Origin of the sequence: Lentzea kristufekii (assembly GCF_033949925.1) — a bacterium.
Lineage (GTDB): Bacteria > Actinomycetota > Actinomycetes > Mycobacteriales > Pseudonocardiaceae > Lentzea > Lentzea kristufekii.
Window position 1 is genome coordinate 46,914 of record NZ_JAXAVV010000017.1, and the last position, 24,890, is coordinate 71,803.

The 24,890-nt window shown below is 68.8% G+C and carries 15 protein-coding genes; 8 read left to right on the forward strand and 7 right to left on the reverse strand.

Annotated elements, in window-relative coordinates; all coding sequences use genetic code 11:
* Positions 1–10: 10 nt before the first annotated feature.
* Genes SK571_RS30455 through fabG form a run of 5 tightly spaced genes read right to left on the reverse strand, consistent with a single transcriptional unit; the run spans position 11 to position 5,269 of the window.
* Positions 11–496, reverse strand: a complete 486-nt coding sequence (locus tag SK571_RS30455) for a type II toxin-antitoxin system RatA family toxin (protein WP_319987523.1) — start codon at positions 494–496, stop codon at positions 11–13.
* Positions 497–523: 27 nt separating this feature from the next.
* Positions 524–1,756, reverse strand: a complete 1,233-nt coding sequence (locus tag SK571_RS30460; RefSeq protein WP_319987524.1) for an aspartate aminotransferase family protein — start codon at positions 1,754–1,756, stop codon at positions 524–526.
* Positions 1,756–2,859: an acyl-CoA dehydrogenase family protein gene (locus SK571_RS30465; protein ID WP_319987649.1), complete on the reverse strand. Its 1,104-nt coding sequence runs from the start codon at positions 2,857–2,859 to the stop codon at positions 1,756–1,758. Before SK571_RS30465 ends, SK571_RS30460 begins: the two co-directional genes overlap by 1 nt.
* Positions 2,860–2,870: 11 nt before the next feature.
* Positions 2,871–4,532: an aldehyde dehydrogenase family protein gene (locus SK571_RS30470; protein WP_319987525.1), complete on the reverse strand. Its 1,662-nt coding sequence runs from the start codon at positions 4,530–4,532 to the stop codon at positions 2,871–2,873.
* Complete coding sequence (fabG, locus tag SK571_RS30475) at positions 4,529–5,269, reverse strand: 3-oxoacyl-ACP reductase FabG (RefSeq protein WP_319987526.1); 741 nt, start codon at positions 5,267–5,269, stop codon at positions 4,529–4,531. Before fabG ends, SK571_RS30470 begins: the two co-directional genes overlap by 4 nt.
* A 158-nt stretch (positions 5,270–5,427) precedes the next feature.
* Here fabG and SK571_RS30480 point away from each other — a divergent pair, with 158 nt between their 5' ends.
* The 3 genes from SK571_RS30480 (at position 5,428) to SK571_RS30490 (ending at position 12,694) form a co-directional block, all read left to right on the forward strand.
* Positions 5,428–9,165 carry a non-ribosomal peptide synthetase gene (locus SK571_RS30480; protein WP_319987527.1) on the forward strand — a complete coding sequence of 1,246 codons (3,738 nt, stop codon included), beginning with the start codon at positions 5,428–5,430 and terminating at the stop codon, positions 9,163–9,165.
* An 86-nt stretch (positions 9,166–9,251) separates the two neighbouring features.
* On the forward strand, positions 9,252–10,301 hold the full coding sequence (locus tag SK571_RS30485; protein ID WP_319987528.1) for an adenine nucleotide alpha hydrolase family protein: 1,050 nt from the start codon (positions 9,252–9,254) through the stop codon (positions 10,299–10,301).
* Between the two features lie 20 nt (positions 10,302–10,321).
* Complete coding sequence (locus tag SK571_RS30490; protein WP_319987529.1) at positions 10,322–12,694, forward strand: type I polyketide synthase; 2,373 nt, start codon at positions 10,322–10,324, stop codon at positions 12,692–12,694.
* Positions 12,695–12,737: 43 nt separating this feature from the next.
* Here SK571_RS30490 and SK571_RS30495 read toward each other — a convergent pair whose 3' ends face one another.
* Positions 12,738–14,207: a CehA/McbA family metallohydrolase domain-containing protein gene (locus SK571_RS30495; protein ID WP_319987530.1), complete on the reverse strand. Its 1,470-nt coding sequence runs from the start codon at positions 14,205–14,207 to the stop codon at positions 12,738–12,740.
* Positions 14,208–14,416: 209 nt separating this feature from the next.
* On the opposite strand from SK571_RS30495, the gene SK571_RS30500 reads away from it, so the two are divergent.
* From SK571_RS30500 to SK571_RS30520, 5 genes are read left to right on the forward strand one after another with little or no spacing between them, the layout of a single operon-like run.
* Positions 14,417–15,046 carry an RNA polymerase sigma factor gene (locus SK571_RS30500; RefSeq protein ID WP_319987531.1) on the forward strand — a complete coding sequence of 210 codons (630 nt, stop codon included), beginning with the start codon at positions 14,417–14,419 and terminating at the stop codon, positions 15,044–15,046.
* A gap of 21 nt (positions 15,047–15,067) precedes the next feature.
* Entirely contained in the window at positions 15,068–15,319 is a 252-nt protein-coding gene (locus tag SK571_RS30505; protein WP_319987532.1) for an acyl carrier protein, read from the forward strand.
* Positions 15,316–20,898, forward strand: a complete 5,583-nt coding sequence (locus tag SK571_RS30510; protein ID WP_319987533.1) for an SDR family NAD(P)-dependent oxidoreductase — start codon at positions 15,316–15,318, stop codon at positions 20,896–20,898. Before SK571_RS30505 ends, SK571_RS30510 begins: the two co-directional genes overlap by 4 nt.
* Before the next feature lie 9 nt (positions 20,899–20,907).
* Positions 20,908–22,926, forward strand: a complete 2,019-nt coding sequence (locus SK571_RS30515) for a hypothetical protein (protein WP_319987534.1) — start codon at positions 20,908–20,910, stop codon at positions 22,924–22,926.
* On the forward strand, positions 22,923–24,443 hold the full coding sequence (locus SK571_RS30520; RefSeq protein ID WP_319987535.1) for a PfaD family polyunsaturated fatty acid/polyketide biosynthesis protein: 1,521 nt from the start codon (positions 22,923–22,925) through the stop codon (positions 24,441–24,443). Before SK571_RS30515 ends, SK571_RS30520 begins: the two co-directional genes overlap by 4 nt.
* Positions 24,444–24,461: 18 nt before the next feature.
* Here SK571_RS30520 and SK571_RS30525 read toward each other — a convergent pair whose 3' ends face one another.
* A complete protein-coding gene (locus SK571_RS30525) occupies positions 24,462–24,767 on the reverse strand; it encodes a helix-turn-helix domain-containing protein (RefSeq protein ID WP_319987650.1) in 306 nt (101 codons plus the stop codon).
* Positions 24,768–24,890 lie beyond the last annotated feature (123 nt).

The window sequence follows — 24,890 nt, forward strand, 5'->3', positions numbered from 1 at the left end:
GTTCTGGTGGTTACTCGGACTTGGCGAGGCTCAGCGCCTCGGGATCGGTGGCCCTGGCCAGCACGACGCCGTCGAACAGGCCGTCCAGGATGTCGCCGACCACGCGCAGCAGCAGGCGTTCGGCGATCGGGTCCATGGCGCCGGCGAGGCTCTCGATCCCGAAGTCGTAGGTGACCTCGAAGACGATCTCGCTGCCGTCGCCGGAAGTGGAGACCTGCCAGGTGCCGCGGAAGTCGGCGAAGTCACCGTCGATCTGCGTGAACTCGACGCGCAGGCCCTCGTGGTCGAAGGTCTCACGTTCGGTCCAGCTCAGCAGGCCCTGGCGGAACTCCACGGACCAGTCGGTGTGCCGGGGCTCGCCGAGACCGGCCGGATGCTGCTCGATCGACCGGATCTCCTTGCACAGCTCGGGAAACCGGCTGAAGTCACTGAGCCGATCGAAGGCGTCGGCCGGCGCGCACGCGGGCACCACCGCCCTGAGCTCGATCGACCTCATTTTGGGCTCCTCATTCAGAACTCCTCATCAGTCGGCCCAGCTCGCGACCTTGGTGGCGGCCCGTTCCACCGCGTCCAGCAGGAACGCGACGTCCGAGCCGGTCAGCACGGCGGGCGGGGTGAAGCGCAGGACGTGTCCCTCGTTGAGGGAGTGGTTCGCGACCACTCCCTCAACGACCAGGTCGACCATCAGCAGCGTCGGCACGTCGGGTGTTGCGAACTCCAACCCGATCAGCAGGCCTTCGCCGCGTACGTCCCGCACGTGGTCACCGAGCACGCGGGTGACGACGTTGCGCAGCTCAGGCAGGAGCTCGGCGCCGAGGTGGCGTGCGCGGTCGACCAGGCCGTCGTCCTGCACCGCCGCGATGGCGCCGATGACCGCCGCCATTCCCAGCGGGCTGCCGGAGAACGTCGAGGTGTGCAGGAACGGGTCGCGGTCGAACTCGCTGTAGGCGTCCTCGGTGGCCACCGCCGCCGACACGGGCAGCAGGCCGCCGCCGAGCGCCTTGCCCGTGAGCAGGATGTCCGGCGTGATCGACTCCGCGTCGGCACCCCACCAGTTCCCGAGCCTGCCCATGCCGGTCTGGATCTCGTCGAGCACGAAGAGGGCCCCGAACTCCTGGCACAGAGCCGAAACCTCTTTGAGGTAGCCGGACGGCGGAATGATGACACCGGCCTCGCCCTGGACGGGCTCCAGCACGACGCAGCACTCCCCCGGCGATGCCGCGAGCTCGGCACGGACAGCATCCGCGTCGCCGTAGGGCACGTGCGTGACGTCCGGCAGCAGGGGCTGGAACGGACGCTGGAACGTGTCCTTCGCAGTGAGGCTCAACGCTCCGAGCGTCTTGCCGTGATAGCCGCCGTGCGCCGAGATCAGCTTCCGCTTTCCCTTGCTGCGCGCCATCTTCACGGCGGCCTCGACGGCTTCCGTGCCGGAGTTCGCGAAATGCACCTTCGTGAGTCCGTCCGGGACGATCGAGGTCAGCGCCTCAGCCGCGCGGCCCATCGACGGTTCGAAGAACAACCGCGTCGCCACCGGGTGCGTGGCGAGCTGAGCCGTCACCTCCTCGACCACCCGCGGGTGCCGCGAGCCCATGATCAGCACGCCGTACCCCCCGCAGTTCAACAGCTTCCGGCCGGACCCGGTGTGCACCCAGGCACCGGACGAGGCGACCTCCTCCTCGCCACCGAGCAGCTCGGCGAGCGCCGCACGGCCTTTGCCCAGGTGCGCCCGGTACCGGCGCTGCGTCTCGGTCGTCATCAGCCGGCCGTGAAGTAGTCGACGATCGACGACGCCGCACTGCTGCGCGACGGCGGGTGGAACGAGATGCCGTGCGACGCGGCCGCCAGGTACGCGACGTCCGAAGAGGACACATACGCCATGCCGCCGAGCAGCTCCACCGCGCGGTTGACGACCTCGCCGATCGTCTGCTGCGCCGCGAACCGCGCGACCTGGGCCGCCGCGAGCGTGGTGTGGATCGGGTCGCCGGCGATCAGCTGACGTGCCACGGCTTCGGTGGCCAGCGCCGCCGACTCGATGCGCACCGCGAGATCCGCGCGGTCGGTGACCGAACCACGACCGCGCTCCAACACCCGCTGCACCAGCGCGCTCGCAATACCCGTGTAGGCCGCGCTGACGGAGAGCTGGAAATGCACCAGCCCGGTCATCTGCAGCATGATCGCCTGCTCGATCGGCGGCGCGACCATCTGCTCGGCGGGCACGAACACGTCGGTGAGCCGGACCTCGTCGCTCTCCGCGCCGGCCAGCACGAAGCTCGACCAGAATGGGTGCACCGAAAGGCCCTCGGCGTCGGCAGGGATCACCGCGATGCCCAGGCCGGTGATGCTGTGTTCCGATGGAAGCGCGACGCTGGCCGTCATCAGGTTCATCGACCGCGAGAGGCTGCACGGCTTCTTGGTGCCACTGACCAGGAACCCGCCCTCGACCGGCGTCGCCGTCATCGTCGGCTGCAGGATGTCCTGATCGGTGCGGCCTTCCGCGAAGGCGGACGACAGCAGCAGTTGGTTCTGCGTGATGCTGTCCAGCAGCGCCGGGTTCACTCCGCTCTCGGCGCCGAACGACACTGCGGCCACCATCGTGCTCACCGAGAACTGGTGCATCATCGTGGCGACGGCCGTGGACGGGGCGACGGCGGCGAGCGCCCGCATGACCCGTACGGCGTCGAGAGCATCAGCGCCGAGGCCACCGTGTTCCTTCGGCACCAACAGGTTCGTGCCACCGAGAGTGCGGAAGATCTCTATGCCGGGGTTCTTCTCCGACTCGAGCTCGGTCAGCGACACCTCGGCGAGCCGCTCGCGCAGTCCCGGCAGGAGGCGGTCGAGCGTGGTCCGGTCGATCTCCATGAACTGCACTGCTACTCCTTGTTCTGCATGAGCTTCTGGGCGGGAACGCCGGCGACGAGGCGGTACGAGTCGAAGACCGCGTCGAGAGGCCGGACGCCCTCGGCGATCGACACGCCCTGCAGGTGCGAGGTCCGCAGAGCCGGGTAGTTGGCCTCGCCGAAGGCGCCACCGGTGAGGCCGGTGCCACCGTGGGTCGGGAGGTAGGGCGCGAAGCCGATGTGCGAGTCGTTGACCTTGAGCAGGCCACCGTTGCGGACCCGCCGGACGAACTCGTCGATCACGGCGGGATCCTTGCTCCACAAGGAGTTGCGCAGGCCGTAGCGGTTGCTCTCGACGAACGCGATCACGTCGTCGAGCAGGCTGTGGTCCTCCGCCTCCTGCGGGACGACGATCGGGAGGAGGGGGAAGAAGGTCTCCTCGCGGACCATTTCGATGTCTCGGCAGTCCACAAGGCCATCCACGCGCAGCACCGTGGGTTCCAGGAACATCCCGGTGTCGGAGGGTGTGCCGTCGACTTCCAGCCGCCTTCCGCCGCGCACGAGCTTGGCACCGTGCTCCAGCGCGTCGCGTACATAGCCGAAGAACCTTTCCGTGCGCATGACCGGGGACAGCAGCACACCGTCCTCGTCGGGGTAGCCGGGCTTCACCTTCTGCAGCGCGGCATCCAGTGCGACGAGCAGTTCGTCGGCGATACGCGGATGCGCCACGACCTGGTTGGGAACCATGCAGATCTGGCCGGATCCGTAGAACGCCTCGGTGAGCGCCTGTGCGGCCAGCTCAACGTCCGCGTCGTGCCAGACGACCACGCAGTCGTTGCCGCTGAGCTCCAGGATCGGCTTCTTGCCGGCCTCGATGCACCTGCGTTCGACCTCGAGGCCGCGCTCGACGCTGCCGGTGTAGAAGATGTCGTTCACCAGCGGGCTTTCCAGCCACGTGTCGATGGTGCGGCCCGGTCGTGCGCAGAACACGTTGAGCGTGCCGGGAGGTGCGCCGAGCTCCTCCAGCACCGGCGCGACGAACTCGCGCAACAGGTACATCACGCCGAGCGGCGCACTGCGCGGCGCCCGGACGACGATCGCATTGCCTGCGAGCAAGGACATGCAGCCGAGCAACGCGCTCGACGCGGGAGCGTTCTGGGGCGGGTTCACACACACCACACCGTCGGCGACCCGGCGCACGAACAACCGGCGCGGCCCGACCGAGAACTCCTGACACAGCTGCGTTTCGAACCAGATCAGCATGTCGTCGCTCGCCGCGGTCAGCATGCCGGACACCTGCCACTGCGCGAGCAGCCTAGGGTTTCCCTCGGCGATCAGCGTGTCGACGATCTCGTCGTGACGGGCGCGGACGCGCTCCCGGATCATCGCCATGCCCTCAAGCCGCGTACGCAGCGGAGTCGACGCCCAGATCGGCGCGGCCGCTGCGGCTGCCCGCAACGCGGCCTCGTTGACGTCGTCACCTGCGGCCGCACACCGTCCGACGATCCGGTCGGCGAACTCGGCCGGGTCGGCCTGGCCTGCGTCCAGCTTCCGCTTGAGCGTCAGTGCGGAGAACACGTCCTCCAGCACCGAACGCGCACTCACGGTGTAGAGATGGCGGTCGGAGGCGAGGTCCTGCCCGCCGACGAACGACGCATAGGTCGGCACCGTCTTCATCTGCTGCCTCTCGCTCACAGGCTGATGCCGCCGTCGACGTGGACGATCTGGCCGGTGATGAACTCGGCGCGCGGTGACACGAGGAACGACACGAGATCGGCCACCATGTCCGGGGTGCCGAACCGCCGCTGCGGAGTCATCGCCAGCGCGGCCTCACGCACCTTGTCGTCCAGTTCGGCGGTCATGTCGGTCTCGATGAACCCCGGCGCGACGGCGTTGACCCGCACGCCGTGTGCCGCGACCTCCTTGGCCAGCGACCGGGTCAGCCCGTTCACGCCGGCCTTCGCGGCGGCGTAGTTGACCTGCAGGGCACTCGCGCGTTCGCCGACGATCGACGAGACGTTGACAATGGCGCCCGCCTTGCGCCGCATCATGCCGAAGGTCACGGCACGGCAGAGGTTGAACGTGCCGGTGAGGTTGGTGCCGAGCACGGTGTCCCAGTCCTCGCCGGACATCCGGAAGAACGCGCCGTCGCGAACGACGCCGGCCGAGTTGACCAGCACGGCGATCGGACCGAGCTGGTCCTCGACCTGCGTGACGAACGCACGTGCCGCGGCGAGATCGGTGACGTCACAGATCTCGTGCACCGCGTCCGCGCCTTCGGCCCTGATCAGCTCCAGGGTCTCCTTGACGTGGTCGTCGACCGACCGCGAGCAGAACGCGATGTCATGACCGTCCGCGGCCAGTCGCACGGCGACGGCACGGCCGATCCCACGCGAACCTCCGGTGACGATCGCGCACGGACGCTCCGACATCGGTTCCTCCCAGCTGGTGTGGTGACGGGGCGATCGCCCTTCACGGCCACAGACCCGGCCGGGTGTGGCGGAGATACCGCCGAAGCAAATTCCTCGCCGGAGTATCCAAACGGGTGCGGCACCCCACTGTGGGAATGCGACGTGAAGGAGCCGCACCCATGACCCGACCATCCACATCGGACGAACCACGTGTGCTGACCGAGCTTCAGCACAGCATGTTGCTGCACAGCCTGAGCGCACCCGAGGAGGGCAGCTACGTCGTCCAGTGCACGCTCGCGCTGTCCGAACCCGTAGACGTAGAGGCGTTCGGTGCCGCACTGCGCGCTCTGGTCGCGGCACACCCGGTCCTGCGCACCGTGCTGGACCCCGGCGGTCGCAGCCAGTTCGTGCGCGCACATGCCGAGTTCACGATGCATGTCGTCGACTGGCGTGACGGTGACCCGGACCAGCGGCTGCGCGACCACCTGCTCGCCGACAAGCACCTGCCGTTCGACTTCACGGCGCCGCCGGTGCGCTTCCTACTGGCACGCACCCGGTCCGAGCAGCACCAGTTCCTTCTCACGGTGCATCACGCGCTGGTGGACGGCCGCTCGCTGGCCGCCCTCGTGCACGAACTGGTGGTCCGCTACGACGCGTTCCGCACGGGCGGCAATCCTGTTCTCCAGCAGCGGGTTCCGTTCAGCACACACCTGGACTGGTTGGCGCAGCAGGACTTCAGCACGAGCGAACCGTTTTGGCGCGCTCATCTCGCCGGGTTTGCCGCGGCGCCGGTGCTGGGTGGCTCCACCGGTGACAGCGGCTACGGCTCGGCTTCCGTTTCCCTGCCCGAACAAGCCACGGCCGCCATCGAGCAGCTCGCCCGCGAGAACCGCATCCCGGTCAGCGTGTTCGTGCACGCCGCCTGGGCGATGGTGCTCGCGCAGTACCAGGGCCGGGACGACGTGGTGTTCGGCGCGACCCGGTCCTGCCGGTCCGGCGTCCCCGGTAGCGGGTCGATGCTCGGTCTGCTGATCAACACGTTGCCGCACCGCGCGCAGATCGACCCAGGCCACACGGTGATCGACTTCGTGCGCGAGCTGCGCGACCGCCACCAGCCGCTTCAGCAGTACGAGCACACGCCGCTCGGGCTCATCAGGCAATGGGCCGACGTGCCCGCGTCGATGCCGTTGTTCGAGAGCATTCTGGTGTTCGAGGACTTCGCCGTGGACACGCTGTTCCGCAGACAGGGCGGGCGCTGGGAGAACACCCGCACGGCCTCTCGCGACCAGGTGGGCGTACCGCTCACCTTGAACGCCTATCGCGACCGCGAGCTCACCTTCTCGCTCGGCCACGACCGCTCGCGGTTCGACGACGCCGCCGCGGCGAGCCTCCTGGCCCACTTCGTCGAACTGCTGAGCGCGATGGCGGCCGACCCCACCCGCTTGCTCGGCACGCTGCCGGGGCCGTCCGACCCGCTCGCCGCCGCGCGCGCCGCCGATGAGTTCTGGGTGCGTCGCCTCAACGGGTTGCAGGCTCTCCGCCTGCCGCACGAGCAGCCGTCCTCCGCGCCTGCGGGCGAGTACGTCTCCGTCGAGATCGCGGTGCCGGCAGGAGACGTGGAGGCACGCGTCCTCGCGTTCCTGGCCAGGATCAGCGGCCAGACCGACGGCTTCGAGGTGGGACTCGACCACGGGATTCTGCGGGTGCCACCGATCACGGAGGCGTTCCGCGCCTCGGTCAGGACCGAGCTGGAACTGGCCCGCTCACAGCCGGCCTGCCGGGCCGACATCTGGACGCGGCCGGAGCTCGACGGTCCGACCGCCGATCTGGCGCGGGACGGACTCCCGGTCAGCGTCGTGTCCGGCCTCGACACCTCCCCGAGGCCGGGCACGACGCTCTCGATCGGCATCGCGGTGAACGGCACGACGCTGTGGCGGTTCTCGGCCAGGCACCTCGCCCCGGAAGTCATCAAAGGCATCACCCAGCGCTTCGGCCAGTTCACGGCATCCGACTTCACCACAGTGTCCCTGCTCACGACGGCCGACCGCACCCAGATGACGGCGGAGTGGGCGAGCACGCGTCGCGACTACCCGCGCGCCAAGTGCGTGCACCAGCTGATCACCGAACAGGCACGACGCACTCCGGACGCCCCCGCCGTGATCTTCGGCGACACCACGCTCACCTACGGGGAACTGGACCGCCGCTCCGCCGACCTGGCCGCGTTCCTGATCCGGCGTGGCGTCGCCTCGGGCTCGCTGGCGGGCGTCTACCTGCGGCGCTCCGCCGACCTGGTGGTCACGCTGCTCGGGGTGCTGCGGGCTGGTGCCGCGTACGTACCGCTCGACCCCACGTACCCGCCGGCCCGCATCCGGGCGATGGCTGAAGACGCTGGCCTCGCCGTGCTGCTAACCGAGTCGGCTTTGCTGGACGACGTCGGCGACTTTCCCACGCACGTGGTCGACCTGAGCCGCGCGGAGTCGCGCGGGCTGGGCGAGAAGTTCCGGGAACGCGCGAACGCGGGCGACCTCGCCTATGTCATCTACACCTCGGGATCGACGGGCAAACCCAAGGGCGTCCGCATCGGGCACCGCGCGCTGACGAACTTCCTCTGCGCCATGGCGAACCAGCCCGGATGCACGGCTGGGGACCATCTGCTCGCGGTCACCACGGTCTGCTTCGACATCGCCGGGCTGGAGCTGTACCTGCCCCTGATCTCCGGTGGACGCGTCGAGGTCTGCACCGAGGAGACGGCCGCGGACGGGTTCGCGTTGCTGGAGCAGCTCGGCCGCAGCCGTCCGACGATGATGCAGGCGACGCCGGCGACGTGGCAGATGCTCCGCACCGCGGGGTGGCGCGGCGACCCGGACCTGCGGGTGCTTTGCGGTGGCGAGGCGCTGCCGCAGGACCTGGCCGACTTCCTTGCCGGGTCGTGCGAGCAGGTGTGGAACCTATACGGCCCCACCGAGACCACGATCTGGTCCACAGTGGACGAGGTCGTCGCAGGGCGACCGGTGACCATCGGCAGGCCGATCGCGAACACCCGCCTGCACGTGCTCGACGAGACCGGTGCGCCGGTGCCGCCCGGTACGCCGGGCGAGCTGTTCATCGGCGGCGACGGTGTCGCTCAGGGCTACCTGAAGCGGCCTGAGCTCACCGCGTCACGGTTCGTGCAGAGTCCGGCCGGACTGCCGCCCGGCACGCTGTACCGCACCGGTGACCTGGTGCGGCAGCGACCCGACGGGCGGCTGGTCTACCTCAACCGCATGGACAACCAGGTGAAGGTGCACGGGCATCGCATCGAGCTGGGCGAGATCGAGTCCAGGTTGCGCGGGCACGACGCGGTGTCCGATGCCGTCGCCATCGTGCGTGAGGACTCACCCGGCGACCGCCGCATCGTCGCCTATCTCGTCGCGCGGCAGAAGCGGGCGAACGACGCTGACCTGCGCGGGTGGACAGCCTCTGAATTGCCGGGCTACATGGTGCCGTCGGCTTTCGTGTGGCTCACCGCCATTCCTCAGACCGACAACGGCAAGGTGGACCGCAAGGCCCTGCCCGCGCCCGTGGCTCCCGTCGCGCTGTTCGTCGTACCGCGGTCCGAAACCGAACGCGCAGTGGCAGGCGTCTGGCAGGAAGTGCTCGGGCGAGGCGACGTCGGGCTGGACTCCGGGTTCTTCGACCTCGGTGGCAACTCAATGCTGCTGATGCAGTTGGTGAAGAGGCTCCGCGACGAGTTCGGCGTCCCTGTGACACGTGTGGACATGTTCAGCCATCCGACCGTGCGCGCGATGGCCGGTCACCTCACCGCGAGGACGCCAGCGCGGGCGAAGGCGGACACCGGGAGGCGCGCAGCAGGACTCGCTGATCTGCGCGCGTTGCGTTCGGTCAGGACAACAGGAGACGGGGAGCCCCGAAAGTGACCTCATGCAAGGTGTGTTCGCTGGGGGAACAACACCCCGGTGTGACGCTGGACGACGACGGTACGTGCAATCTATGCAAGCTGACCATGGCGACCGAGCTGGTCGAGAACTTCCGCTACACCAGCGAGATGTACCGGGAGTTCGTCACCGCGGGCCCGAACGCCGCCAGCGAGTTCGACTGCCTCTTCATGTACAGCGGCGGCAAGGACAGCACGTTCATGCTCGACCGGTTCGTGAACGGCCTGGGCAAGCGCGTGCTGGCCTACACCTTCGACATCCCGTTCGAGAGCAAGCATTCCGTCCAGAACGTGCGCGGCATGCGGGACAAGATCGATGCCGAGTTCCTGCTGGACTCGGACGACGACGGCATCACGAAGGTGATGACGGAGATCTTCTCCCGCTCGCCGGAGAAGCCCGGCAAGTACCTGGACGAGAAGCTGCCCTGCTACTCGTGCCGGTCGTTCTTCCTGATCCGCGCGATCCTCGTCGCGTTCGAACGGAAGATCCCCTGCATCGCGCTGTGCGCCGATCCTCAGCAGATCCTGACCATGGAGTCGGACGTCCGGAAGGTCGTGCAGGGCTTTTACCGCACGTTCGGCGCAAAGCTCACCGACGAGGTGTTCAAGGGCAGGATCGAGGAGATCCTCTTCGCTCCCGCCGAGGAACTGCCCCGGATCGTCTTCCCGTACATCGGGTCGCGCTACGACTACGACCCGGACCAGATGGTCGCCGAAATGAAGGACAAGGGGCTCTACAGCGCCTCACCCCTGGAGACGCACTGCCGGCTGTTCGGGTTGCTGAACCTGTACTCGTACACGCACTGGGGCAGCATGTACTACAAGATCAACGCCTCCAGTCATCTCCGTGCGGCGCATCGCAATCCCGACCAGCAGCGCACCTCGTTCAGCCTGAAGTTCCCCAAGGCGCTCAACGTGATCGAGCTCGAGGAACGGCTGCGCACCACCCTCTTCGCCATCTCCGCGAACGAGGGCGATCCCGCCGAACACGAACGGGAGCTGATCGAACTCTTCTCGATGCTGGGCGCCACCGAGGACGCCGCCGCCCACGTCGCCCGCACCTGCCTCGACCTGAAAGAGACCGCGGCCGAGTTCGGCATCCCACTGCCCCGCCGCTGACCTGACCAACCTGGAGCATCATGGCACTCGACATCGCGATCGTCGGCATGGCTTGCCGGTTCCCCGGCGCGGCGGACGTGGACGCGTACTGGCGCAACCTGTGCGCGGGCCACGAATCGGCCCGCCACTTCACCGACGACGAACTGCTCGCGGCAGGCGTTCCGCCGCACGTGCTTGCCAATCCGGCGTATGTCCGGGTTGGACAGACGCTCACGGACGCGGACATGTTCGACGCCGATCACTTCGGCATCACCGCCGACGACGCCGAGATCCTCGACCCTCAGCACCGGCAGTTCCTCGAATGCGCGCACGAGGCGCTTGAGCGCGCCAGCTACGACCCGAACTCGTTCGACGGCTCGATCGGTGTGTTCGCCGGCGCCGGCATGAACACCCACCTGCTGCACGGCCTGTACGAGCGCTACCTCACCGCGTCCGGCCCTGAGCGGTACCGGCTGATGATCGCCAACGACAAGGACTTCCTGGCCACCCGGCTGTCGTACAAGCTCGGCCTGCGCGGGCCCAGCATGAGCGTGAACACCGCCTGCTCGACATCGCTCGTGGCGGTGCACCAGGCCGTGATGAGCCTGGTCGGCGGCGAATGCGAGATCGCGCTGGCCGGTGGCGTGCACGTCCGCACTCCTCAGGTCGACGGCTACGTGCACCAGGAGGGCATGATCCTCTCGCCCGACGGCCACTGCAGGCCGTTCGACGCGCAGGCTCAGGGCACGGTGCTCGGCAGCGGCGTCGGCATCGTCGTCCTCAAACGGCTCGCCGACGCGGTGCGGGACGGCGACCACATCCATGCCGTGATCAAGGGCAGTGCGGTCAACAACGACGGCGCCGCCAAGTCCGGGTACACCGCTCCCAGCGTCGAGGGGCAGGCCGCCGTGATCGCCGAGGCGCAGGCGGTGGCCGGGATCTCGCCCGACACCATCAGCTACGTCGAAGCGCACGGCACGGGCACGCCGCTGGGCGACCCGATCGAGCTGACCGCGCTCACCGAGGCATTCGGCCCCGGTCTGCCCGCGGGTGGCTGCGCCATCGGGTCGGTGAAGAGCAACATCGGTCACCTCGACGCCGCGTCAGGCGTGGCCGGGCTGATCAAGACCGCGCTGATGCTCGACCACGCGAAGCTGGTGCCGAGCCTGCACTTCACCTCGTTGAACTCCGAGGTCGACGAGGCCACCCTGCCGTTCCGGGTGAGCACAGAGACCGCCGACTGGCAGGCGCCTGTACGGCGAGCCGGAGTGAGCTCGTTCGGCATCGGTGGCACCAACGCCCACGTCGTGCTGGAACAGGCACCCGCTTCGGTCGTCGCGGAGCGTCCCGAACAGGACCAGCTGCTCGTGCTGTCCGCGCGCACTCCGGCCGCGTTGGAGACCGCGACCGAGAGGCTCTCTCGGCACCTGCGTGCGCATCCCGAGCTGGAACTCGCCGACGTGGCGCACACGCTCGCGGTGGGGCGGCGGGCGTACCGGTACAGGCGGGCCGTTCGCTGCAGTGGCGATGTCCGCAGCGCCGCGCTCACCCTCGCCATCGGCGATGAGAACAACGTCGTCACCGCGACCGCTGAAGCCGCACCGAGGTTCGGCTTCAGCTTCTCTACAACGTGTCCTGGTGCGATCGACCTCTACGACGAGCTGCCCGCGTTCGCTCTGCTGGTCGACTCCGTCGCGGCCCGCGCGAATGCGGGGAATGCCCGCGATCTGCTGAGTACCTCCTCGCCGGCGGCCGCGTTCGTCGCGCAGCTCGCGCTGACCGAGTTGCTGCTCTCCTGGGGAATCTCGTCCGCCGCCGTCCGCGGTGGTCTGGGCGAACTCGCCATCGCGTGCCTGTCCGGCACGTCGGACCTGCGCGAGGCCCTGGCCAAGGCCGAGGGCCACGCGGCCGTCGAATTCGCCGCCGGTGATCCGGTAGCGCTGTGGGTCGCTCTCGGCGACGTGGCCACGGGCCGCGGGCCTCTGCTGAGCGCGCTGGCACAGATGTGGACTGCCGGTGCCGGTGTCGACTGGCAGAAGATCTACGCGGACGAGCGAGCGCGCCGGGTTCCGCTGCCGACCTACCCGTTCGAGCGGAAGCGGTACGCGGTGGGCACGCAGACCACCACGGTCGAGCAGCCGCGGCAGCTGCTCACCGACGAGGCGTCGATTGTCGGGTACGTGCAGGAGGAGGTCATGCGGATCTTCGGGGCGCAGGACGGGCCGCCGGATCCCGACCAGGACGTGTTCGAGCTCGGCCTGGACTCGCTCGTGCTCATCGACATCTCCGCCAAGCTCGGCGCTGAGCTGGGCAGGCAGGTGCCGGCGTCGGCGTTCGCGGAGCACCCGACGATCCGCGGATTCGTCGCCGCCCTGCTGTCCGACGGCACCCGCGAGCCCGTGGCGGCGCACTGACCACGATCGGGCGGGAGGCTGCAGAGGCCTCCCGCCCTGCTGTTCAGACGCGATGGACGAAGACCGGGTTCGAGTAGAACCACAGGTCGTCCCACGGGCTTTCCTTGCCGTCGGCCAGCGGTTCGTCCTCGTTGGTGCCGGTACCGCGAACCCGCGCGTAAAGGTTCGTCTGCACGTCCCGCAGCGTGTGCCGGACGTAGTACTCGTCGCCGTCGCGGCGCCACTGGTCCGGCCCGAACCTGGCCACCACCTTGGTGGTCGGGTTGGTGTCGGCATCGCGGTTGGCGTTCGGCCCGGTAATCTCACCGACGATCAGGTCGACGCGGCGGATCTCCGGCCTGACCCCGTTTCCGTTCTTCCCCTTCGACGGGCGGAAACAGATCTCGATCTCGACGTCGTTGCGGTCGCGGCGGCGCACGGTCAGGTTCTCGCCGACCGCGGCCTTCTTGCCCCGGTTGCTCGCGGTGACGTCCAGGCCGGTGACCAGATCGCCGGTCGTGACGAAGATCCGGCCGTTGCGCAGGCCGTCCATGATGTCGGCGTAGTCCTGACGCGCGTGCACGTAGGTCTTCGAGTACTCACCTGGCCAGAAGTCCGTGCCGCCACGGGTCCAGTGCACGTGCGAGTCCGACGTCGCGGTGATCCACCAGCGCCGTCCCTCCCCGAGCAGCGAGTCCCACAGGCCGCCGACCCGGGCCGTCATCTGGTCGAACCCGCCGTACGTCGGGTGGCTGCCGTAGCCGCCGCGCGCACCGCCGACGAGCGGGCCCGCCTGGTGGCCGGGCGAGCCTTCGAAGCCGACGTAGACGTCCGGCGCGGCGTCGTTGCCGTTGCGGAACTCGCGGGGCGTGTCCTGGCCGTACACGCCGAGGCCGGTGGCGGACCGGGCCGCGTGGTGCGCGATCACCAACGGCTTCTGCCGCATGTCCTTGGCCGCCTTGAGGAACTCCACCATCTTGGCCTCGGTGTCACGGCCGGGATCGTTGGGGAAAGCGTCGCGTTTCGCGAAGCGGCTCTCCAGTTCGAAGAGCATCTTCGCCTCGTCGTCGTGCCGAGGGATCATCAGCGTGTGGTGGTCAAGCGCGGGCGCATCGAACTCCATGCCCCAGAACTGGAGCACCTCTGGCACGAGCTTGCGGGACAGCAACAGGTCCGGGTACGCCTGCTCCAGGTTGACCCGCGAGTGCGTCGGTCCGCCGTGGTCGGTGCACATCGCCCAGGTGAGGCCGAAGTTTTTGGCCATGATCGCGTTGGTGACGATCGGGTAGACCGCGTCGGCTCCCTTGTGGAACCGCGGCGGGGTGACCGAGGTGTCGAACTCCCCGCTGTACTCGGAGTGCACGTGGTGGTCACCGGCCCGCCAGGACCGGTTGCGCGAGCCGCGTTCCTGCGCGCTGTCCGCCTGTGCCGGCGCGGCGACGGAGCCGGCCGCGACGAACGTCGCGCCCACTCCTGCGAACTTGACCAGCTGTCGCCGTGAGACCTGCGGTTGCCCGGAACTCGAATCTGTCATCGAACGATCTCTCCTCGCCAGGGTGCCGATGCGGCCGGGCGAGTATCAGCCGCCACCTTGAACGTGAGATGAACGTCGGCTGGCTCGTCCGCGAACTCCCTGCCCGCCAAGAGAATCCTCCAGGGCATCACGACTGTGAACAAAACGGCTTGAGCGGCGCTTAAGTTCGCTGGCAACGGCTTTTGTTCACACAGCAGGGGGATCGTGTCGTGCCGCCATCGGACATCAGTACGGTCGTCGCCCGTTGCCGGCAGTCAGACCAGCGCGCTTGGGCCGAGCTCATCGACTCGTTCCGGCCGCTGGTGTGGGTCACGGTCCGTTCGTTCGGTTTGGACGCCGACGACGCCGAGGACACCTGCCAGGCGACCTGGACGCGGGTGTTCCAGCGGATCGACGTGATCCGCGAACCCGACAAGATCCGCGCGTGGATCGTCACCGTCGCCAAGCGCGAGGCGTTGCGTCACGTCGGACGGCCGAAGCGGGACCTCCCGGTCGGTGACGGGCTGGAGTTGCTCGAGCTGCCCGCGACCGAGGCGACCGCCGAGGAGTTGCTCGACCTCGCCGCAGTGCACTCCCGGCTGGACGAAGCCAAGTCCGTGCTCAGCACACCGCAACGCGAGCTGCTCGATCTGCTGTTCAGCGAGGACGAGCTGAGCTACGCGGAGATCAGCAGGCGGCTGCGCATTCCGCACGGATCCATCGGCCCGACGCGCCGACGCATCCTCAACCTGCTGCGCGAGGAACTGGGTGTTCCTCGCCATCTCGCGGTTGCCGACACCGCCGACGCTGTATCCGCGGACGGCTCCGGCCGTTCTGTGCAGCTGAGCGCGACAGCTTGACCTGGAGGACGTGAATTCATGATGCTCTCAACGGAATCCGCGCGGGAGTGGCTCGTCGACGCCGTCGCGCGGCGCAAGGGGTTCGACCCCAGCCAGATCGCCGCAGACTGGCACTTCAACGAGCTCGGCCTGGACTCGACGGACGTGCTGGTGCTGTCGGACGAGCTCGCGAAGTGGGCCGGCGTGGAGATCGACTCCGCCACGCTCTGGTACTTCCCGACGATCTCGCGGCTCGCCGAGCACGTCGCCAGTGAGGCGGCTGCTCCCGCATGAGCGACATCGCGATCGTCGGGCTGGGCGGACTGTTCGCCGGTTCCCGCGACATCGGCGCGTTCTGGCGCAACGTCCTGGCGGGCAACGACTGCCTGACCGAGGTGCCGGAAAGCCATTGGCGCGTCGAGGACTTCCTCGACCGCGATCCGGCCACGCCGGACAAGACCTACAGCGTGCGCGGTGGCTTCGTGCCCGAGGTGCGGTTCGACCCCACCGAGTTCGGCATGCCGCCGAACCTCATGGAGGTCACCGACATCGTCCAGCTGCTCTCGCTCACCGTCGCCAGGGACACGCTCTCCGACGCGGGCGCTCCGGGTTCGTCCTGGTACACGCCCGAACGCACCGGCGCCGTGTTCGGGATGACGGGCACCGGCACCCTGCAGCACTCGCTGTCGGCGCGGCTGCAGACTCCGGTCCTGCGCCAGGTGCTGCACCACAGCGGCTTGTCCGCTCAGGACGCCGACGAGGTCGTCGACCGGTTCAACCGCGCGTTCGCGCCGTGGGAGGAGAACGCCTTCCCCGGCCTGCTGAGCAACGTGGTCGCGGGCAGGGTCGCCAACCGGTTCGACCTCGGTGCTTTGAACTGCACGGTCGACGCCGCGTGCGGCAGTTCGCTCGCCGCGGTCAACGTCGCCGTGTCAGAGCTGCAGTCCGGCCGGGCCGATCTGATGCTCACCGGCGGATGCGACATCGAGAACACCATCTTCATGTACATGTGCTTCGCCAAGACGACCGTTCTGTCGCGCGGCGACCACATTCGTCCGTTCGACGCCGCCTCCGACGGAACGTTGATCGGCGAGGGCGTCGGCATGCTCGCCCTCAAACGCCTGGCCGACGCCGAACGTGATGGCGACCGCGTCTACGCAGTCCTGAGGGGCATCGGTTCCTCCAGCGACGGCCGTTCCAAGAGCATCTACTCGCCCAACGCGGAAGGACAGATTCGCGCGCTGCGCCGGGCACACGCCGACGCGGGCGTCGGGCCCGAGACGATCGGCCTGATCGAGTGCCACGGCACAGGAACACCGACCGGCGACCGCACTGAACTCGAAGCGCTCAGCCACGTTCTCGGCGGTGCCGCCCGCAGAAGCGTCGCGGTCGGCAGTGTGAAGTCGCAGATCGGGCACACCAAGGGTGCCGCGGGTGCCGCCGGGCTGATCAAGACAGCACTGGCGCTGCACCAGAAGGTGTTGCCACCCACCATCAACGTGGACACCCCGGCCGCGGTGTTCGCCGATTCCCCGCTCTACGTCAACAGCACGACCAGACCGTGGATCGTCGAGCCGCATCGACCCCGTCGCCGTGCCGGGGTGTCGGCGTTCGGTTTCGGCGGCACGAACTTCCATTGCGTGGTCGAGGAAGCCGGCGCACCGCAGACCGAGGTGCTGCATCCCACGACCGAGGTGCGGATCTGGCACGCGCCCGGCACCGAGGCCCTGACCCAGCTGCTGGCCACCGAGCCCGCGACGGGAACACCGATTCCCGCCGAGCACGCCCGTGTCGCGCTGCTGGCCAAGACCGAGGACGAGTTCGACACGCTGCGCACCGAGGTGATCCAGCGGCTGAGCTCTGACCCGGAATCCTTCGAGGTCGACGGCTCCGCGTACTACCGCAGGCGTGCCATCACTGGCCGGATCGCCGCGGTCTTCGCCGGGCAGGGCAGCCAGTACCTCGGCATGGGTTCGGCGGCCGCGCTGTCCGTGCCTGCTGTGCGCGAGGCGTTCGACGCTGCGGCACTGGCGTTCCCCGGCACTCCGCCTCTGGGCCAGGTGGTCTTCCCTCCCCCGGTCTTCAGCGACGAGGAGCGGACGGCGCAGGAGAACCTGTTGCGCCGAACCGACTTCGCGCAACCCGCCATCACCGCACTCGCCGCCGGCCAGTTCTCGTACCTGCGCGGCCTCGGCTTCATGCCGGACGGCGCGGTCGGCCACAGCCTGGGTGAGCTCGGCGCGCTGTGGGCGGCGGGAAGCCTCTCCACCGACGAACTCTTCCGGCTCACCGCGGCCAGGGGCGCGGCCATGGCCGGCGACGGGGCGGAGCCGAGCGCAATGGCGGCGGTGTACGCGTCGGAACGCGACGTGGAAGGGCTGATCGCGAACGAGCCGGATCTGTGGATCTGCAACGTGAACGGACCGCAGCAGGTCGTGGTCGGTGGTGGCGAGAAGAGCATCACTCGGCTCGTGAAGGCGCTGCAGATGACCGGTCCGCGCATCTCGCGGCTGCCGGTCGCCGCCGCCTTCCACACCAAGTACGTCGAGCACGCGCTGGTGCCGTTCCGCGAGGCCGTCGACCAGATCGTCGTGAAGGCTCCGGCAGTCCCCGTCTACGCCAACACCCGCGGCGCCGAGTACGGCACCGACACCGCCACCAACGCCCATGTGCTCGCACGGCAACTGAGGGAGCCCGTGCACTTCGCTCCCCAGATCGAGCAGATGCACGACGACGGCTTCCGCGTGTTCGTGGAACTCGGCCCCAGGCAGGTCCTCAGCGGTCTGATCCGCCGGATCCTGGCCAAGCGCCCGGACGTCGTGGTGCTGTCCGCCGACGACGGCCCTCACGGCGACGGTGACTACAGCCTGAAGCGGACGGCGGCACGACTGGCCGTTCTCGGGGCCGGGCTCACCGGCTTCGGCCGCCACCTCACGCGCTCACCCCAACCCCAGCACACCGAGAGGATGGCGATCCTGGTGACCGGCGCCAACCACGTCGCCGACGAGCGACGCGCCTACCTGGACGAACTGGCCGCTCCCCCGGCGCCGGCCCTTGCCCCGACATCGGCTCCGGCGGCGACGCCTGCCGCGGGCTCTCTACTGGCAGAACATCTCGCGAGCCACGGCGAGTACCTGCGCGGACAGTTGCGCGTCTCTGAGCAACTCACAGGGCTCCTGCGCGACCAGGCTCAACGCGGCCCGATCGACCCGGCGCTGACCGAAGGCGTCAAAGCACTCGTCCAGCACAGCCTCGAACTGGGCCGCACCCACGTGCAGGCCGCCGACACCGTGCTGCGCCTCGCCCATCTCGCGGGGTCCTACGAGGGCACCCTGCCTGCCGCGACTCCAGTACCGCTCGTCCAGGCGCCAGCCCTGATTCCTTCACCTGCACCACTTCCCGCGCCGATCGTCGCACCTAAACCCGTCGCTCCCGCGCCAGTCGCAGTCGCTCCCGTGGTCGTTGCGGCCCCGGCCGCCGAACCGACGATCGGCATCGTGCTGGAGATCGTCTCGGCGCAGACCGGCTACCCGGTGGCGGTGCTGGACACCGGCATGGACCTCGAGTCCGACCTGGGCGTCGACTCGATCAAGCGGGTCGAGATCATGAGCGCCGTGCGGGAACGCTTCCCCACCACGCCGGAGCTCGAACCCGAGCAGCTGGCGGAGTTGCGCACGCTCACCGACATCAACGACCTCCTGACCGGCGTCCCGCAGGAGGTGGTCGGCCCAAAAGCAGGTGAGGACGCACCCGGCGTCACGCCGGTGCGTCCACGCCCGCTGCCCGCACCGGACGTTACGCACGACGCGTACGTCGTCAAGCGGGCGCTCGTCAGGGGCGAGTGCGGTCTGGCGAAGCGGCTGGCAGACGCCCTGCGGGGCGGAGGCTGGGAAGTCACGTCCACAGTGGACGGATGGCTCGACCTCGTCGTCCACATCTCCGGCGAACCGGCAACGGTGACCGAGGCGGCGACCACGCTGGCAGAGGCGCTGGCCACCGCCAAGCAAACAGCCCAGGTGCTCTCCGAGACACCGGGCCGGTCGGCCTTCGTGACGGTCAGCCGGATCGACGGCCGGTTCGGTGAGGTGTCGATCAACCCGGCACACTCCGCGCTGGCCGGCCTGCCAGGTCTGGTCAAGACGCTCGCACACGAACACCCGAACCTGTTCTGCCGCGCGGTCGACCTCCACCCGGCTATCGACGACGAGACCTCCGCCGACCTGCTCCTCGCCGAGATCCACGACGCCGACATCACGCTGCACCAGGCCGGTCACGACGGACGCAGGTGGACCATCGCCCCGGACCGTCACGCCGAAGTCGAGACGACCACTGACGCACCGAACGCCGATGACGTTCTTCTCGTCATCGGCGGTGGCCAGGGCGTCACGGCTGCATGCGCACGCGAGTTGCACGCGCGATACCGCTGCCAGGTCGTGCTGGCAGGCCGAACCGAACTGACCGACGAGCACTCCTGGAGCGACAGCGTCCTGGAGCAGGAGCTGACGGCGGCTGTGACCGAACGGTTGTCGGCGAACGGACGTCCGACACCGCGGGCAGTGGCGAAACTCGTCAAGCAGATCCAAGCCCAGCGGGAGATCCGGGCAACGCTCGCGGCGATCGAGGGCGCCGAGTACGTGACGATGGACGTCGCCGATGCAGCTGACGTCCGTGCCGCGCTGGCTCCACACGCCGAACGCATCACCGGAGTGGTGCACGGCGCGGGCGTGCTGGCCGACCGGCGGGTCGTCGAAGTCGATCTCGACCTCGCCCGTCACGTGCTGGCAGTGAAGGTCGACGGGCTCGGCCACGTGCTCGACGCGCTCGACACCGAACGGCTCCGCCACGTCGTGTTGTTCTCCTCGGTCGCCGGTCTCTTCGGCAACCCCGGACAGGCGGCCTACGCGATGGCGAACCAGGCGCTCGACGGCATGGCTCGCGCATTGCGCACAGCTCTGCCGAACGCGTCGGTCACCTCGGTGGCGTGGGGCGCCTGGGCGGGCGGCATGGTCACGCCGGAGCTGGCTCACCGGTTCGCCGAACGCGGCGTCGAGCTGATCGACGTCGGTGCGGGCGCTCGGCTGTTCACGGAGCTGTGCACCGCGACCGACGCGGTCGTCCAGGCCGGGCCCGGACTCACGACCGGCCGGACGCTGCGGACAGCGGCACTCGAGACCGATCCGGTGCTCGCCGACCATTCGATCGGCGGCGTGCCCGTGCTCCCGCTGACCGGTGCGATCGGCGCGATGCTCGCCTCCGTCGAACACCGGCAGCCTCGCGGACTGAGCCGGGTCGCCGTGCACCGCGGTCTCGTCCTGGATGAGAACCGCCCGTCGGAGCTCGTCGTCAGCTCAGCCGGTGACGACGTGCGCGTGCACGACGACGCCGGAAAGCCGAGGTACAGCGCGGCGGTCCACTTCGAACTGAGTGAGCCCGAGAAGCTGGAGCTCCCTGTGGAGTGGATTCCGATCACTCCGTACCTGGACGGCACGTTGTTCCACGGCCCTGCGTTCCAGGGGATCACCGAGGCCTGCGACAACGCCTTCCGGTGCACGCTGCTCGCCCGCACGCTGGCAGGCGGTCTGTGCGCCACCAACGACTACGACCCGGTTCGCGCGGATCTCCTGCCACAGGCCGCCGCCTTGGTGGTGTCGCGGGATCTGGGCCGGTCCGCGTTGCCCACTCGGGTGGAATGGGTCGAGGTGCACGCACCGCTGGATGAAGAGTTCGTGGTCGTCGTGGAGAACCTCGTCGACCAGGCCCCGAAAGCCGTCTGCACTGTGACGGCGTGCGCACCCGACGGACGGGTGTTGCTGCGCTTCACCGGCCTCGAACTCGTCACCACCTCGAATCTCGCCGCGAAGTTCGGCCGCTGAGGAAGGCACATGCGCACATCGATCATCGGCATTGGCGACACGGCGGAGGCCGCCCTGCGAGACGCCGCGGTCGACACCGCCCACGTGGTGAGGGTCGACTCGCTGGAACAGTTGCTCCTGGTGGCCCAGGAGGACGAGTCGCCAGTGGTGCTGCTCGACGACACCACCGCGATCGTGCTGGCCGCCGCCGGCCCCCAACGGACCTACGCGGCACTCGATCTCACCGGCGGACCGTGCGAACCCGACCACGTCGAGCTCGCCGGCGAGGTGTCGGTGGCACGGCTCACCTCGGTAGCGGCCTCCTACCCCAGCTCGGCGCCCGGTAAGTCGATCAACGCCAGTCCCGGACTTCTTGCAGCGGTCGCTCATGTCGCACGACACATCGCTGCCCGCAGGCTGCCCAAGTCGGCTCTCGAAGTGCCCGAGGTGTGCAAGCCTGCGCTGACCGCCGCCGGCTTCACCGCTCCTGCCGTGACCCGCCCGTGGCTGCGCAGGCGCAAGGAAAGTCCTGTGACCGCGGTGGTCGATGCGGACGCCGAACGCCTTGTTCTCCTCGGCGCCACGCCCCCGGCCGCCGCCGCGCTCCCGTTTCTGCTCGTACTGCCAGGAAACAGCGTCGAGGAGATCGTGGTGGCCGCACAGGCATGCCTCGACGAACTCGCCGCGGGTCGCCCGGCACACGCGCTCGTCGAAGAGCACGCCGGACGACGCGGACAATGGCGCGCTGCGCTGGTGGGAACCGACGAGGAACAACTGCGGCACGAGCTGTCGGCCGCAGTGCGCGGGCTGCCGGAAATCCCGCCTGGCGGCGAGTGGGCCACACCCGCGGGCAGCTACTGCACCACCGCTCCCATCGGCGCCGCCTACCGCGTCGCGTTCGTGTACCCCGGCGGCTTCACCGCCTACCCGGACGTCGCCGAGGACCTGTTCGATCTCTTCCCCGCGCTGCGCGACCAGTTCGAGCGGGAGACCGCCGAACCAGCTCAGCGCTACCGCCTCGACACGATCCACGGCCTCGGCCTCACACCTGGTCCTGCTGCGGCGATGCGACACGAGCGCGCATTGCGCGACGACCTGGCTGGCATGGTCAACATCGGCCTCAACGTCGCCGTGCTGCACACGCGGATGCTGCGCGACCAGCTCGGACTGCGCCCCGACGGCGCGTTGGCCTACAGCTTCGGTGAGGCCAGCATGCTCTTCGCGCTGTCGGCTCTCGACTTCGCGGACTGGGAACCGTCCTCATTGGACGAGAGCCCGCTGGTCCAGAACGGCATCAGCGGGCGCAAGGACGTCGTGCGGCAGGCGTGGGCGAACCCCGACGGCGAGGTGTGGGCCTCGCACGTCGTGCTTGCGGGCCCTGAACACGTGCTAGCTGCTATCGGCGACGAGGACCGCGTCTTCCTCACCCACATCAACACGCCGGAGGAGACGGTGATCGCCGGCGATCCGGCGAGGTGTGCCGAAGTGCTGGCGAGGCTGGATCGTTCGTCGGCGAAGTCACCCACGACCCACGTGCTGCACAGCAAGTTGCTCGACGGTTCGCGACAACAGCTGGTCGACCTCCACGCGCACGAAGTGTGCCGAGTCCCTGACGCTGAACTGCTGTCGATGTACGAGTTCGGACCGGCCTCGTTGCCGGTCGGATCGACTCCAGGACAACGGATCGCGCACACGCTGGCCCGCCCGGTCGACTTTCCGAGGCTGGTCGACGCCGCCTATCAGCGTGGCTACCGGTACTTCATCGAGGTCGGTCCGGCCGCGAGCTGCACCAGGTGGATCCGCGACACGCTCGGCGACCGCCCGCACGTCGCGGTGTCCGTCGACCAGCGGGGCGTGCCCACCGGTCTTGCCGTCGCCAGGGCCCTCGCCCGGCTCGTGTGTCACCGCGTTCCCGGCCCTGAGCCGGTGCTCGCCCTTCAGGTGGTCCTGGCACACCGCCACGTCCTGCGCGCACACAACGCGGTGCAGCAGCACGCCGTTGCCGCGCTCACCCGTTCCCTCCCCGATTCCGTGGAGCCACAACGATGACAACGATCGAGCAGTCCCCGCTGGCCGACCTCGACGCGGCCGTTCACCTGCTGCGCGGCGGCATTTTGACCACCGAGCGCCCGGCCGACGACAGCGAAGTCGTCGCGAGTGTCGGTCCGCTGCCCGCGAGCCGGCTCGGCTCCGCCGCGTTCCGCGAGCGCCACGGAGTTCGCTACGCCTACCAAAGCGGTGCGATGGCCGGCGGAATCGCCTCCGCCGACCTGGTCGTCGCCATGGCCCGAGCGGGTTTCCTGGCGTCCTTCGGCGCTGCGGGGCTCACTCCTGACGTGATCGAACAGGCCCTGCTGCGGTTCGCGCGCGAGATTCCCGGACTGCCGTTCGCCTGCAACCTGATCAGCAGCCCCAGCGAGCCGGCACTGGAACAGGGCGCCGTCGAGATGTTCCTGCGGCACGAGGTCCGCTGCGTGGAGGCCTCGGCGTTCGTGATGCTCAGCCCGAACATCGTGCGGTACCGGGTCGCGGGCCTGTCCCGTGGTCCGGACGGCGAGGTCATGGCTGCGAACCGCGTGATCGCCAAGGTGTCACGGCCCGAGGTCGCCGCGCGCTTCCTCGCCCCACCACCGGAGTCGATCGTCGCCGAACTGGTCAGGGCGGGGCTCGTGACCGCTGAACAGGCAGAGCTCGCCCAGTTCGTTCCTGTGGCGGACGACATCACGGCGGAGGCCGACTCCGGCGGTCACACCGACCGCAGGCCGCTGCCCGTCCTGCTGCCGATAATCATCCGACAGCGCGATGCCGCGGCGGGCCAGTACGAGATCCGAGTCGGAGTCGGTGCGGCGGGCGGGATCGGCACGCCTGAGTCAGTGGCAGGTGCCTTCGCGATGGGCGCCGACTACGTTGTCACCGGCTCGATCAACCAGGCCTGTGTGGAAGCCGGTACGTCGCCCGCCGTCCGTCTGGCGCTGGCCGCCGCCGGTCTGGCGGACTTCCAGATGGCACCCGCGGCGGACATGTTCGAGCTCGGCGCCGAGATCCAGGTGCTCCGCCGGAACACGATGTTCCCCATGCGCGCCAAGCGGCTGTACGAACTGTACCGGCGCTACGACGGCGTGGAAGCGATCCCAGACGACGAGCGGATCAAGCTCGAAGGAGAAATCTTCCGGCAGCCGCTCGAAAACGTGTGGCGTGAGGTGACCGAGTACTTCTCCCGGCGGGATCCCAGCCAGCTGGAGCGTGCCGCGAAGGATCCGAAACGCCGCATGGCCCTGCTGTTCCGCTGGTACCTCGGGATGGCGTCGCGCTGGGCCAGCACTGGCGACGAAAACCGCCGTCTCGACTACCAGGTCTGGTGCGGGCCAGCGGTCGCGGGGTTCAACGAATGGGCGGGATCGACTTTCCTCAAGGATCCTGGCCGACGAAAGGTCGCCGAGGTCGCGCTGCACCTCATGAAAGGCGCGGCCTTCAACGTCAGGGCGACGCAGCTGCGTTTAGCTGGAGGTTCCATTCGCGATGAGTTCGAATGGACCTACTGCCCCACCGACTCGGACAGGCAGTAGGCCATCAAACACACTGGTTCAGGCACCGAGCCGCAGGCACTCCGGCTCGGTTGATTCAAATTCAACCAGTTCAGCCTCGGTCACCCGAAGAACCGCGGCGAGCGCGACGATGTCCCGGTGGCGGTTGAGCCGCCGAGTCCCGTTCTCGAGCATCGACAGAAAGCCAGGTGACATCCCAGCCAGCTCAGCGGCGGCTCGCACGGTCAGCCCTCGACCACGGCGTCGCGCGCGTAGCCAGGGCCCGAGCGGCAACCGCACAGGTCCGGGCACGATTGCGCGCGGCCCGCCAGCAACAGAACTCCGCATTACCACGTCCCCCTCCATCCTGCTGTCGATCACGCAGGATCACCCGAACGCACCAGTCGGTTCGACGAATGGCACGGATCAGCGAAATAAATCGTGTGAAGGGCGAGTGAAGAAGACCCCTGCCGTCTCTCAGCCCCACAA

What these genes read in the sequence shown, in the direction of transcription:
- SK571_RS30455 (WP_319987523.1), bottom strand. Translation starts at nt 496, where the DNA reads ATGAGGTCGATCGAGCTCAGGGCGGTGGTGCCCGCGTGCGCGCCGGCC.
- SK571_RS30460 (WP_319987524.1), bottom strand. Translation starts at nt 1,756, where the DNA reads ATGACGACCGAGACGCAGCGCCGGTACCGGGCGCACCTGGGCAAAGGC.
- SK571_RS30465 (WP_319987649.1), bottom strand. Translation starts at nt 2,859, where the DNA reads ATGGAGATCGACCGGACCACGCTCGACCGCCTCCTGCCGGGACTGCGC.
- fabG (WP_319987526.1), bottom strand. Translation starts at nt 5,269, where the DNA reads ATGTCGGAGCGTCCGTGCGCGATCGTCACCGGAGGTTCGCGTGGGATC.
- SK571_RS30480 (WP_319987527.1), top strand. Translation starts at nt 5,428, where the DNA reads ATGACCCGACCATCCACATCGGACGAACCACGTGTGCTGACCGAGCTT.
- SK571_RS30485 (WP_319987528.1), top strand. Translation starts at nt 9,252, where the DNA reads ATGGCGACCGAGCTGGTCGAGAACTTCCGCTACACCAGCGAGATGTAC.
- SK571_RS30490 (WP_319987529.1), top strand. Translation starts at nt 10,322, where the DNA reads ATGGCACTCGACATCGCGATCGTCGGCATGGCTTGCCGGTTCCCCGGC.
- SK571_RS30495 (WP_319987530.1), bottom strand. Translation starts at nt 14,207, where the DNA reads ATGACAGATTCGAGTTCCGGGCAACCGCAGGTCTCACGGCGACAGCTG.
- SK571_RS30505 (WP_319987532.1), top strand. Translation starts at nt 15,068, where the DNA reads ATGCTCTCAACGGAATCCGCGCGGGAGTGGCTCGTCGACGCCGTCGCG.
- SK571_RS30510 (WP_319987533.1), top strand. Translation starts at nt 15,316, where the DNA reads ATGAGCGACATCGCGATCGTCGGGCTGGGCGGACTGTTCGCCGGTTCC.
- SK571_RS30515 (WP_319987534.1), top strand. Translation starts at nt 20,908, where the DNA reads ATGCGCACATCGATCATCGGCATTGGCGACACGGCGGAGGCCGCCCTG.
- SK571_RS30520 (WP_319987535.1), top strand. Translation starts at nt 22,923, where the DNA reads ATGACAACGATCGAGCAGTCCCCGCTGGCCGACCTCGACGCGGCCGTT.
- SK571_RS30525 (WP_319987650.1), bottom strand. Translation starts at nt 24,767, where the DNA reads ATGGAGGGGGACGTGGTAATGCGGAGTTCTGTTGCTGGCGGGCCGCGC.